Raw genomic sequence first — 12882 nt, forward strand, 5'->3', positions numbered from 1 at the left:
CCTGTTCAGACCACGTATTTATGCGTGCTTTGCTGTGAACAGGTGAATACGTTAATGATGAGGTTTGTGAATGCCCCGCAGCACCTGGTTCAGCGCATTACTGTTGTTCGTCGCCCTTTGGGTTCCCGTAAGTCAGGCAGATACCGGTTGGCAGCCTTTAGCTGAAACCATCCGTAAAAGCGATAAAGACACCCGCCAGTATCAGGCCGTGCGCCTTGATAACGGCATGGTCGTGTTGCTGGTATCCGATCCTCAGGCTGTGAAATCCCTTTCTGCACTGGTGGTTCCCGTGGGCTCGCTGGAAGATCCGGACGAGCATCAGGGGCTGGCGCATTATCTCGAACACATGTGTCTGATGGGCTCGAAAAAATACCCACAGCCGGACAGTCTGGCTGAATTCCTGAAAATGCACGGTGGCAGCCACAATGCCAGCACCGCGCCTTACCGTACGGCCTTCTATCTTGAAGTCGAAAACGACGCGTTGGTGGGGGCGGTGGATCGCCTGGCGGACGCTATTGCCGATCCGTTGCTGGATAAAAAATATGCCGATCGTGAGCGTAACGCGGTGAACTCCGAGCTGACGCTGGCGCGTACCCGAGACGGGATGCGTATGGCGCAGGTGAGTGCTGAGACCATCAACCCGGCGCACCCTGGTTCGCGTTTCTCCGGCGGAAATCTCGAGACATTAAGCGATAAACCGGGAAACCCGGTGGTGCAGGCATTACAAAAATTTCATGAAAAGTACTACTCCGCGAACCTGATGAAGGCGGTGATTTATAGCAATAAGCCGCTGCCAGAGCTGGCGCGGATAGCTGCTGACACCTTTGGACGCGTACCGAACAGAAATATCGCAAAGCCTGAAATTACCGTACCGGTAGTCACCGAGGCGCAAAAGGGCGTCATCATCCACTATGTTCCGGCAATGCCGCGTAAAGTACTGCGCGTCGAGTTTCGTATCGATAACAACAGCGCGCAGTTCCGCAGTAAAACCGATGAGCTGGTGACCTATCTGATTGGTAATCGTAGCCCTGGCACGTTGTCTGACTGGCTGCAAAAGCAGGGACTGGTTGAAGGTATTCGTGCGGATTCCGATCCGGTGGTCAATGGGAACAGCGGCGTGTTAGCCATTTCCGCGACGTTAACCGACAAAGGGCTGGCGAACCGCGATGAAGTTGTTGCGGCAATTTTCAGTTATCTCAATCTGTTACGCGATAAAGGCGTCGATAAACGCTATTTTGACGAACTGGCGCACGTACTGGATCTCGATTTCCGTTATCCCTCCATCACCCGTGATATGGACTACGTGGAATGGCTGGCTGATACCATGATCCGCGTTCCTGTCGAACATACGCTGGATGCGGTGAATATTGCCGACCAGTACGATGTGAAAGCCGTTGAGCAACGCCTGGCAATGATGACGCCACAGAATGCGCGTATCTGGTATATCAGTGCGAAAGAACCGCATAATAAAACCGCTTATTTTGTCGATGCGCCTTACCAGGTGGATAAAATCAGCGACAAAACCTTTGCCGACTGGCAGCAAAAAGCGCAGGGCATTGCGCTGTCGTTACCGGAGTTGAACCCCTACATTCCGGATGATTTCACGCTGATTAAAACGGATAAAAAATACGCGCACCCGGAACTGATCGTTGATGAGCCGGATCTACGCGTGGTGTATGCGCCGAGCCAGTATTTTGCCAGTGAGCCGAAGGCTGACGTCAGCGTGATCCTGCGTAACCCGAAGGCCATGGACAGCGCTCGCAACCAGGTATTATTCGCACTTAACGATTACCTGGCGGGGATTGCGCTCGATCAGTTAAGCAACCAGGCGTCGGTAGGTGGAATTGGTTTCTCTACCAACGCTAACAATGGGTTAATGCTTAACGCCAACGGCTACACCCAACGTCTGCCGCAGCTTTTTCAGGCGCTGCTGAGCGGCTATTTCAGCTACACCTCAACGGATGAACAGCTGGAACAGGCGAAATCCTGGTATGCCCAGATGATGGATTCTGCAGAGAAGGGTAAAGCCTACGATCAGGCAATTATGCCAGTGCAAATGCTTTCTCAGGTGCCGTACTTCTCACGCGATGAGCGCCGTAAGCTACTGCCTTCCATCACCCTGAAAGAGGTGATGACGTACCGCGACGCCTTAAAAACCGGTGCGCGGCCTGAATTCCTGGTAATTGGTAATATGAGCGCCGCTCAGGCGACGACCATGGCGCGGGATATCCAACAACAGCTTGGCGCTAACGGGTCACAGTGGTGTCGCAATAAAGATGTGGTTGTGGACAAGAAGCAGTCCGTCATCTTTGAAAAAGCAGGCAGTAGCACGGACTCCGCGCTGGCGGCGGTATTTGTGCCAACCGGATACGATGAATACGCCAGTTCAGCCTACAGCGCCATGTTAGGGCAGATTGTTCAGCCGTGGTTCTACAATCAACTGCGTACTGAAGAGCAGTTAGGCTACGCTGTATTTGCTTTCCCGATGAGTATCGGCCGTCAGTGGGGAATGGGGTTCCTGCTGCAAAGCAATGATAAGCAGCCGTCTTATCTTTGGGAGCGTTATAAAGCGTTTTTCCCGACGGCGGAAGCGAAGCTGCGGGCGATGAAACCTGAAGAGTTTGCGCAAATTCAGCAGGCGATTATTGCGCAAATGCTGCAGGCGCCGCAAACGCTGGGGGAAGAAGCCTCACAGTTAAGCAAAGATTTTGATCGCGGCAATATGCGCTTCGATTCACGTGATAAAATAGTGGCTCAGATTAAACTGCTGACGCCGCAAAAACTTGCCGACTTCTTCCATCAGGCGGTGGTTGAGCCGCAAGGCATGGCGATACTGTCACAGGTTTCCGGCAGTCAGAACGGGAAAGCAGAATATGTGCACCCGGAAGGCTGGAAAGTGTGGCAGACAGTCAGCGCGTTGCAGCAAACCTTACCCCTGATGAGTGATAAGAATGAATGATGCCGCTGAGTCCCTTGATCCACTGCGCTTGCCCCTGACGGGCGAGCGCCTGATTGAAGCCTCTGCGGGCACCGGTAAAACCTTTACCATCGCCGCCCTGTATTTACGTTTACTGCTTGGACTGGGCGGCTCTGCCGCCTTTCCTCGTCCTCTGACCGTTGAAGAACTGCTCGTGGTCACCTTCACCGAGGCGGCCACCGAAGAGTTGCGTGGTCGAATTCGTAGCAACATTCATGAACTGCGAATTGCCTGCCTGCGTGAAACAACCGACAACCCGCTATATGCCCGTTTGTTAGATGAAATCGCCGATAAAAAACAGGCCGCTCAGTGGCTGCTATTGGCTGAAAGACAGATGGATGAAGCGGCGGTGTTTACCATCCACGGCTTTTGTCAGCGTATGCTCAGTCTCAACGCCTTTGAATCAGGCATGCTGTTCGAACAGCAACTGATAGAAGATGAATCGCTGCTGCGCTATCAGGCCTGTGCGGACTTCTGGCGTCGACACTGCTATCCGCTACCCCGCGACATTGCGCTGGTGATTTTTGAAACGTGGAAAGGACCTCAGGCTCTGCTGAGAGACATCGATCGCTATCTGCAGGGGGAAGCGCCGGTCATCAAGGCTCCGCCGTCTGATGACGAAACGCTGGCTTCCCGGCACGAACAAATTCTCACGCGCATTAACCAGATCAAGCAGCAATGGCGTGATTCCGTTGATGAGCTGGATGGCCTGCTGGAAGCCTCCGGGATCGACCGGCGTAAATTTAATCGTGGTAACCAGGGCAAGTGGATCGAAAAGATCGGTGCATGGGCGCAAGAAGAAACCCAAAGTTATCAGCTTCCTGACGCGCTGGAGAAATTCTCTCAGCGTTTTCTGGAAGAACGCACCAAAGCGGGCGGAATAACCCCTCAGCACCCGCTGTTTGTCGCTATTGATGAACTGCTTAGCGAACCGTTAACTCTCCGCGATCTGGTGATCACCCGGGCGCTGGCGGAGATCCGTTCAGCGGTTGCCGAGGAGAAACGACGCCGCGGTGAGCTAGGCTTTGACGATATGCTCAGCCGTCTGGATGCGGCGTTGCGCAGTGAAAGCGGCGATGCGCTGGCGACGGCTATCCGTACCCGTTTTCCGGTCGCGATGATCGATGAATTTCAGGATACCGATCCGCAGCAGTACCGTATTTTTCGCCGGATCTGGCAGCATCAGCCGGATACCGCACTGCTGCTGATTGGCGACCCAAAACAGGCGATTTACGCGTTCCGCGGCGCGGATATCTTCACCTATATGAAGGCGCGCAGCGAGGTCAGCGCACACTATACGCTCGATACCAACTGGCGTTCGGCCCCCGGCATGGTCAATAGCGTAAATACGCTTTTCAGCCAGATGGATGACGCCTTTATGTTCCGCGAAATCCCCTTTAGCCCGGTAAAATTTGCAGAAAAAAACCAGTCGTTTCGGTTTGTTTTACACGGTGAGACACAGCCAGCCATGAGCATGTGGCTGATGGAAGGGGAAAGCTGCGGCGTAGGCGATTATCAAAACTACATGGCCCAGGTGTGCGCCACGCAAATTCGCGACTGGCTTAAGGCCGGGCAGTCAGGCGCTGCGCAACTGGTCAGTGGTAAAACATCCAGTCCGGTACGCGCGTCGGATATCAGCGTACTGGTTCGTAGCCGCCAGGAGGCGGCACTGGTCCGTGATGCGCTGACGCAGCTGGCAATTCCCTCCGTCTACCTTTCCAACCGTGACAGCGTATTTGAAACGCTGGAAGCGCGGGAGTTGCTGTGGGTGCTGCAGGCGGTGATGACGCCGGAGCGTGAGAACACGCTGCGTAGCGCGCTGGCGACCTCAATGATGGGGCTGAATGCGCAGGATCTTGAAGCCTTAAATAACGACGAAAATGCCTGGGATGCGGTGGTCGAAGAGTTTGATGGCTATCGTCAGATCTGGCATAAACGCGGCGTGATGCCGATGCTGCGCGCGCTGATGACAACCCGCCAGATTGCGGAAAACCTGCTGGCGACGGCGGGGGGCGAACGCCGCCTGACCGATATTTTACATATCAGCGAACTGTTGCAGGAAGCGGGCTCGCAGCTGGAAAGCGATCATGCGCTGGTGCGCTGGCTGTCCCAGCATATTCTTGAACCCGACAGCAACGCGTCCAGCCAGCAGCTCAGGCTGGAAAGCGACAAGCATCTGGTCAAAATCGTCACTATCCATAAATCTAAAGGGCTGGAGTATCCGCTGGTCTGGCTGCCGTTTATCACGAATTTCCGCGTCCAGGATCAGGCTTTCTACCACGATCGCAGCTCTTTTGAAGCCGTGCTGGATCTCAGCGATGCCGAGGAGAGCGTTGAGCTGGCTGAAGCGGAGCGTCTGGCGGAAGACCTGCGTTTGCTCTATGTCGCGCTAACCCGTTCGGTATGGCACTGCAGCCTTGGCGTGGCGCCGTTGGTGCGACGTCGGGGCGATAAAAAAGGGGATACCGATGTACATCACAGCGCCCTTGGTCGCCTGTTGCAAAAAGGTGAGCCGATGGATGCCGCGGGTCTGCGTAGTGCGATTGAAGCGCTGTGCAGTGATGATATTGCCTGCCAGACGCCTGCGCAGCCTGACGGTGAACGCTGGCAAGTTGCGCAGGCTGTTAGCTGCGAACTGAGTGCGAAAATACTGCAGCGTACGCCCGGCGATAGCTGGCGCGTGACCAGTTATTCCGGTCTGCAGCAGCGTGGGCATGGAATCGCGCAGGATCTGATCCCGCGACTGGATATTGATGCCGCAGGCGTTGGTGAGGTTATTGAAGAGTCAGGGCTTACACCGCATCAGTTCCCGCGCGGCGCTTCGCCAGGTACATTCTTGCATAGCCTGTTTGAAGATCTCGACTTTACTCAACCGGTAGATCCGCGTTGGGTCGAGGAAAAACTTGCGTTGGGCGGTTATGACGCGCACTGGACGCCGGTTTTGACCGAATGGCTGGACGCCATTTTGCAGGCGCCTCTCAACGAGACGGGCGTGAGTTTGAGCCATCTTTCCGCGGGTGAAAAACAGGTGGAGATGGAGTTTTACCTGCCGATTTCGCAGCCGCTGATGGCCAGCCAACTTGATGCGTTAATTCGCCAATACGATCCGCTCTCCGCGGGGTGCCCTGCGTTGGAATTTATGCAGGTACGCGGCATGCTGAAAGGATTTATTGACCTGGTTTTCCGCCACCAGGGGCGTTATTACCTTCTCGATTACAAATCGAACTGGCTGGGGGAAGACAGCTCAGCGTATACGCAGCAGGCGATGGCCTCTGCCATGCAGGCGCATCGCTACGACCTGCAGTATCAACTTTATACCCTGGCGCTGCATCGCTACTTGCGCCATCGCATTGCTGATTACGATTATGAACGCCATTTTGGCGGTGTTATCTATCTCTTCTTGCGTGGCATTGACAGTGAAAATCCGCAACAGGGAATTTACGCGACCCGACCTGACGGGGAGTTAATCGCCTTGATGGACGAGATGTTTGTCGGTGCGCCACTGGAGGAGATGTCATGACAATCCAGAAACGATTACTGGAAGCTGTGGAGCAAAAACAGCTCCGGCCTCTGGATGCTCAGTTTGCGCTGGCGGTTGCCGGAAATGACAACCCTGCCGTTGCGCTGGCGGCGGCGTTGCTCAGTCGTGAAGCAGGAGAAGGGCACGTCTGCTTACCACTTTCGCGGTTATCCCTGAGCGAGGATGCCCATCCCCTTTTAAGCGCCTGGCTCGCTGAAGTGGGGGAGCCAGAAGACTGGACGGAATGTCTGCTGGCCTCCGGGGCGGTAAGCCGTGGTGAGCAACCCACGCCGCTGGTGCTGCACGGCGATCGCTTGTATCTGAACCGGATGTGGCATAACGAACGGGCGGTGGCTCGCTTTTTCAGTGAAGTTAACCACGCCATTGAGGTGGATGAACAACGGCTTACCCACACGCTGGCGGCGTTGTTTCCACCAGCGGAAGGTGTTAACTGGCAAAAAGTGGCCGCTGCGGTGGCGTTGACCCGTCGTATATCGGTGATCTCCGGCGGGCCGGGGACCGGAAAAACGACAACAGTTGCGAGGCTTTTGGCGGCGTTGATTCAGATGGCGGAGGGGGAACGCTGCCGTATTCGTCTGGCGGCTCCTACTGGAAAGGCGGCAGCGCGCCTGACTGCCTCGCTGGGCGCAGCGCTACGAGAACTGCCGTTAACCGAAGAGCAAAAGAAACGCATACCCGATGACGCCAGTACGTTGCATCGATTATTAGGCGCTCAGCCAGGCAGTCAGCGCCTGCGTCATCATGCGGGAAACCCGCTGCATCTGGATGTGCTGGTGGTGGATGAAGCCTCGATGATTGATTTGCCGATGATGTCGCGCCTTATCGATGCGCTGCCGCCGCACGGGCGGGTGATTTTTCTTGGCGATCGTGACCAGCTCGCTTCCGTCGAAGCGGGGGCGGTGCTGGGGGATATCTGTGCTTTCGTCGGTGACGGGTTTACCCCGGAACGCGCCCGCCAGCTCAGTCGTCTGACCGGAAGCGCTATTCCGGCAGGTCCGGGAACTCAGGCCGCCGCTTTGCGCGACAGTTTGTGTCTGCTGCAAAAGAGTTACCGTTTCGGTAGCGATTCCGGAATCGGTCAGTTGGCTGCTGCGATTAATCGTGGTGACAAAGCCGCGCTAAAAACGGTCTTCCAGCAGGGGTTTAGCGACATCGAAAAACGCACGCTACATAGCAGCGAAGATTACGCCGCGATGTTGGATGAGGCGCTGGCGGGTTATGGGCACTATCTGGATTTACTGAGAGAGGGCGCTGAGCCGGATGCCGTCATTCAGGCCTTCAATGAGTATCAGCTGTTGTGTGCCCTGCGTGAAGGTCCGTTTGGCGTGGGTGGTTTGAATGAACGCCTTGAGCAGGTGATGGCGCAAAAACGTAAAATTCATCGTTCAACGCATAGCCGCTGGTATGAGGGAAGGCCGGTGATGATCGCGCGCAATGACAGTTCGCTGGGATTATTTAACGGTGATATCGGCATTGCCCTCGATCGTGGACAGGGCCTGAGGGTGTGGTTTGCGCTGCCGGACGGTTCTATCAAATCAGTCCAGCCCAGTCGCTTACCTGAACATGAAACCACCTGGGCGATGACCGTGCACAAATCGCAGGGATCTGAGTTTGACCATGCGGCGTTGATTTTACCCAGCCAGCATTCACCCGTGGTTACCCGCGAGCTGGTCTATACCGCCGTCACCCGCGCGCGCCGGCGTCTGTCACTGTATGCCGATGAGCGGATATTAAGTAACGCCATTGCCACCCGCACCGAACGTCGCAGCGGATTGTCGGCGTTGTTTAATCAATAAAATTCGTTGCCGGATAAGGCATTTATACCGCATCCGGCAACGACCACTACCCCAAATCCGCCATCAGCACCTTTGACCGCCGCTGATAGTTGTACATCTCTTTCTTGCTTTCCGGCAGCAGGTCGATATCCACCGGCGTGAAACCACGTTCCTGGAACCAGTGGATGCTGCGCGTGGTCAGCACGAACAGTTTGCTCAGTCCCATTTGCCGGGCCTGCGCGGCGATCCGCTCCAGCAATACTTCCCCGCGCGATGAGCTACGGTAGTCCGGATGCACCGCCACGCACGCCATTTCGCCAATTCTCTCCTCCGGGAAAGGGTACAGAGCGGCGCAGGCGATGGTCAGGTTATCGCGCTGAATAATCGTGAATTTGTCGATCTCCATTTCCAGTTGTTCGCGGGAGCGACGTACCAGAATGCCTTGCTGCTCCAGCGGGCGGATCAGCTCCAGAATCCCGCCGATATCGTTAATGGTAGCGCGGCGGATCTGCTCGGCGCTTTCCATTACGATCTGCGTACCGATCCCGTCACGGGAGAACAGTTCCTGCAGCAATGCGCCATCTTCCTGATAGCTGATCAGATGGCAGCGCCGTACCCCACTGCGACAGGCTTTCACTGCCCCACGCAGGAAGCGCACTGTGCCGGAGCTGTAATCGCCTTTCTCTTCCTGCAACTCAACGCGCGCCTGGGCTTCGTTAGGAAACAGCTCGGAAATAATATCGCCATCATCGTTGGTGACGCCCTGAGAGGAGCAAAAGCCGATCATTTTCTCTGCCTTCAGTTTGATAGCCAACTGCGTGGCGACCTCTTCTGAAGTCAGGTTAAAGCTCTCACCGGTGACGGAAACGGCGACCGGGCCCATCAGCACAATCGCACCACTGTCTAACTGCCGGTGAATGGCATCTTCATCAATACGACGAATACGTCCGCTATGGCAGTAATCCACGCCGTCATCAACGCCCAGCGGCTGGGAGATAATAAAATTACCGCTGACCACATTGATGTGCGCCCCCTGCAATGGCGTATTATTCAGGCTCATTGACAGGCGGGCGGTAATATCAAGCTGAAGTAACCCTGCCGCCTGTTTGACCAGCTCCAGGGTTTTAGCGTCGGTAACGCGCGTATTCTTGTGGTACACCGGTTCATGATGATGTGCCGCAAGATTGGCATCAATCTGCGGTCGTGCGCCATAGACCACGACAAGGCGGATGCCGAGGCTATGAAGAAGGCCAATGTCATTGACGATACTGGAAAAGTTTTCATGCTCGATGGCTTCGCCGCCCAGCATAATGACAAACGTCTTTCCCCGATGGGTATTGATATAGGGAACAGAATGGCGGAATCCCTGTACCAGTTCGGTTCTACGCTCCTTCACCACGGCACACCCTCGCTGCATGATTATTCGTAATTTGTGTATTTTTATTCTGTTTTGGCGCTGTGCGCAAGCGTAATTTTTACCCATGCCGAAGATTTTTCTCAGTAATGCCGTGAATATAAAAAGAATGTTTACCCTTTTATAGATGACAGATTATGCGTCATTCGCTAAAGTTTCCGGTCAATTCAGACGTTTTACGTATTACCTCAATAAAGATTTCTTTTTGCTCGGGAGAAGCATGTCGGGATCCAATTCAGCAATCAGTCGCCGCCGTTTACTGAAAGGTGCGGGTGCTATGTGGCTTTTAAGCGTCAGCCAGGTTGGTCTGGCTGCCATGAGTCAGGTCGTTGCCGTACGTGTCTGGCCAGCGTCCAGCTATACCCGCGTCACGGTAGAATCTAACCGTCTGCTGAAATACAAACAGTTTGCCCTGAGTAATCCTGAGCGTGTGGTTGTGGATATTGAAGGCGTTAATTTGAACTCGGTGCTCAAGGGCATGGGTGCGCAGATCCGTCCTGACGATCCGTATATTAAATCGGCGCGCGTCGGGCAGTTTGACCCACAGACCGTGCGGATGGTGTTCGAGCTGAAACAGAATGTGAAGCCGCAACTTTTTGCGCTGGCTCCGGTGGCAGGCTTTAAAGAACGTCTGGTGATGGATCTCTATCCTGCGAATGCCCAGGATGTTCAGGATCCGCTGCTGGCGTTGCTGGAAGAATACAACAAGGGCGATCTGGACAAACAGGTGCCGCCTGCGCAAAGTGGCCCACAGCCGGGTAAAGCGGGGCGCGATCGCCCCATTGTCATTATGCTCGACCCAGGGCATGGCGGAGAGGACTCCGGTGCGGTGGGGAAATACAAGACGCGTGAAAAAGATGTGGTGCTGCAGATTGCCCGACGCCTGCGAGCCCTCATAGAGAAAGAGGGCAACATGAAGGTCTTTATGACGCGAAATGAAGATATCTTCATTCCGCTTAAAGTCCGCGTGGCGAAAGCGCAGAAGCAGCGTGCAGACCTGTTTGTCTCTATTCACGCCGATGCATTTACCAGTCGACAGCCCAGAGGTTCGTCGGTATTTGCGCTCTCGACTAAAGGGGCGACCAGCACCGCCGCGAAATATCTGGCGCAAACTCAGAACGCCTCGGATTTGATTGGCGGCGTCAGCAAGAGCGGCGATCGCTACGTCGACCATACCATGTTTGATATGGTGCAATCGCTGACCATCGCCGACAGCCTGAAGTTTGGTAAAGCGGTATTGAATAAGCTCGGTAAAGTTAACAATCTGCATAAGAACCAGGTTGAACAAGCCGGGTTTGCGGTACTTAAAGCGCCGGATATTCCGTCTATTCTGGTGGAAACCGCATTTATCAGTAACGTTGAGGAAGAGCGTAAGCTCAAAACTGCGACCTTCCAGCAGGAAGTTGCAGAGTCGATTCTGGCGGGGATCAAAGCCTACTTTGCCGATGGCGCGACGCTGGCGAGAAGGGGATAACAAAAAAGCGCTGAAAAGCGCTTTTTTTATGGACCGCAGATACAAAAAAACACCCTTTAGGGTGTTTATAATGTTGGTTGCGGGGGCCGGATTTGAACCGACGACCTTCGGGTTATGAGCCCGACGAGCTACCAGGCTGCTCCACCCCGCGTCACCGTACTGCTTTATATTTTATCAAATTTGATTGGTTGCGGGGGCCAGATTTGAACTGACGACCTTCGGGTTATGAGCCCGACGAGCTACCAGGCTGCTCCACCCCGCGTCACCGTACTGCTTTTATTTCATCAAATTTTAATTGGTTGCGGGGGCCAGATTTGAACTGACGACCTTCGGGTTATGAGCCCGACGAGCTACCAAGCTGCTCCACCCCGCGTCCGTGGATGCGCACTATACTCTGCTCGCATTTTCATGCAACCCTTTTTTCACCTTGATCACGTTTTTAAGGTGAAAATGAACAAAAACAACGCATTCTGGATTGTTTTTTGCTCAAAATTTGCGTTCGGGTATGTATACGCATTTCATTAGGTTCGGGGGTTTGTTATCTTCGTCTCGCATTCAGGCAACATAAGACGAGAACAATGAAAGGACGTTGGGCAAAATATCTTCTGGCGGGAGCAGTCGTCGCGATGCTCGCCGCGTGTTCCTCAAAACCCACCGATCGTGGGCAGCAGTATAAAGACGGGAAATTTACCCAGCCTTTCTCACTGGTGAACCAGCCTGATGCGGTTGGCGCACCAATCAATGCCGGTGATTTCGCCGAGCAGGTTAATCAAATTCGCAACGCTTCGCCACGTTTGTACGGCAACCAGAGCAACGTTTACAACGCTATCCAGCAGTGGTTACGTGCGGGCGGTGATACGCGCAGTATGCGCCAGTTTGGTATTGATGCCTGGCAAATGGAAGGGGCGGACAACTACGGTAACGTCCAGTTTACCGGTTACTACACGCCGGTTATTCAGGCGCGCCATACGCGCCAGGGCGAGTTTCAGTATCCTATCTATCGCATGCCGCCAAAACGTGGGCGCTTACCAAGCCGTGCCGAGATTTACGCGGGCGCGCTGAGCGACAACTACATTCTGGCGTACAGCAACTCCCTGATGGATAACTTCATTATGGATGTGCAGGGCAGTGGTTACATCGATTTTGGCGATGGCAGTCCGCTTAACTTCTTTAGCTATTCCGGGAAAAACGGCCACGCCTATCGCAGCATCGGTAAGGTGCTTATCGATCGTGGCGAAGTGAAAAAAGAAGATATGTCGATGCAGGCTATTCGCCATTGGGGTGAAACGCACAGCGAAGCCGAGGTGCGTGAGCTGTTGGAGCAGAACCCATCGTTTGTCTTCTTTAAACCGCAATCTTTTGCACCGGTCAAAGGGGCCAGCGCAGTACCGTTGATTGGCCGCGCGTCTGTGGCTTCTGACCGCAGTATCATTCCGGCGGGCACAACATTGCTGGCGGAAGTCCCGTTACTGGACAATAACGGCAAGTTTACCGGCCAGTACGAACTGCGTCTGATGGTGGCGTTAGATGTGGGTGGCGCTATTAAAGGGCAACACTTCGATATCTATCAAGGCATTGGTGCTGACGCCGGACACCGTGCGGGGTGGTATAATCACTACGGTCGCGTGTGGGTACTGAAAACAGCGCCGGGTACGGGTAACGTGTTCAGCGGTTAATAGCCGGATGGCGCTCGATATTAAT

6 protein-coding genes and 3 tRNA genes are annotated in these 12882 nt (G+C 54.5%); 5 read left to right on the forward strand and 4 right to left on the reverse strand.

Annotated features, from left to right (window positions below):
* Window positions 1-70 precede the first annotated feature (70 nt).
* The 3 genes from ptrA to recD are packed head-to-tail and all read left to right on the forward strand — an operon-like array spanning window position 71 to window position 8314.
* Entirely contained in the window at window positions 71-2959 is a 2889-nt protein-coding gene (gene ptrA, locus OGV93_RS22540; protein WP_103928550.1) for a pitrilysin, read from the forward strand.
* A complete protein-coding gene (gene recB / locus OGV93_RS22545) occupies window positions 2952-6497 on the forward strand; it encodes an exodeoxyribonuclease V subunit beta (RefSeq protein WP_287110192.1) in 3546 nt (1181 codons plus the stop codon). The genes ptrA and recB overlap by 8 nt, the downstream gene beginning before the upstream one ends.
* Window positions 6494-8314, forward strand: a complete 1821-nt coding sequence (gene recD / locus OGV93_RS22550) for an exodeoxyribonuclease V subunit alpha (protein ID WP_103284174.1) — start codon at window positions 6494-6496, stop codon at window positions 8312-8314. The genes recB and recD overlap by 4 nt, the downstream gene beginning before the upstream one ends.
* Window positions 8315-8360: 46 nt before the next feature.
* Here recD and argA read toward each other — a convergent pair whose 3' ends face one another.
* A complete protein-coding gene (gene argA / locus OGV93_RS22555) occupies window positions 8361-9692 on the reverse strand; it encodes an amino-acid N-acetyltransferase (protein ID WP_008785703.1) in 1332 nt (443 codons plus the stop codon).
* 235 nt (window positions 9693-9927) lie between these two features.
* Between argA and amiC the strand changes: the two genes are divergently transcribed.
* The gene (gene amiC, locus OGV93_RS22560; RefSeq protein ID WP_016154266.1) at window positions 9928-11181 is read left to right on the forward strand and encodes an N-acetylmuramoyl-L-alanine amidase AmiC; all 1254 of its coding nucleotides are present in this window, start codon (window positions 9928-9930) and stop codon (window positions 11179-11181) included.
* A 74-nt stretch (window positions 11182-11255) separates the two neighbouring features.
* Here amiC and OGV93_RS22565 read toward each other — a convergent pair.
* The 3 genes from OGV93_RS22565 to OGV93_RS22575 form a co-directional block, all read right to left on the reverse strand.
* A tRNA-Met gene (locus tag OGV93_RS22565) sits at window positions 11256-11332 on the reverse strand.
* A 34-nt stretch (window positions 11333-11366) separates the two neighbouring features.
* Window positions 11367-11443, reverse strand: a tRNA-Met gene (locus tag OGV93_RS22570).
* Between the two features lie 34 nt (window positions 11444-11477).
* Window positions 11478-11554, reverse strand: a tRNA-Met gene (locus tag OGV93_RS22575).
* Between the two features lie 205 nt (window positions 11555-11759).
* Between OGV93_RS22575 and mltA the strand changes: the two genes are divergently transcribed.
* The gene (gene mltA / locus OGV93_RS22580) at window positions 11760-12857 is read left to right on the forward strand and encodes a murein transglycosylase A (protein WP_103928547.1); all 1098 of its coding nucleotides are present in this window, start codon (window positions 11760-11762) and stop codon (window positions 12855-12857) included.
* The last annotated feature ends 25 nt before the right edge of the window (window positions 12858-12882 follow it).

This window comes from Citrobacter sp. Cb031 (assembly GCF_030336725.1).
In the GTDB taxonomy this organism is placed as follows: domain Bacteria; phylum Pseudomonadota; class Gammaproteobacteria; order Enterobacterales; family Enterobacteriaceae; genus Citrobacter; species Citrobacter braakii.

What these genes read in the sequence shown, in the direction of transcription:
- ptrA (WP_103928550.1), top strand. Translation starts at nt 71, where the DNA reads ATGCCCCGCAGCACCTGGTTCAGCGCATTACTGTTGTTCGTCGCCCTT.
- recD (WP_103284174.1), top strand. Translation starts at nt 6,494, where the DNA reads ATGACAATCCAGAAACGATTACTGGAAGCTGTGGAGCAAAAACAGCTC.
- amiC (WP_016154266.1), top strand. Translation starts at nt 9,928, where the DNA reads ATGTCGGGATCCAATTCAGCAATCAGTCGCCGCCGTTTACTGAAAGGT.
- mltA (WP_103928547.1), top strand. Translation starts at nt 11,760, where the DNA reads ATGAAAGGACGTTGGGCAAAATATCTTCTGGCGGGAGCAGTCGTCGCG.
- recB (WP_287110192.1), top strand. Translation starts at nt 2,952, where the DNA reads ATGAATGATGCCGCTGAGTCCCTTGATCCACTGCGCTTGCCCCTGACG.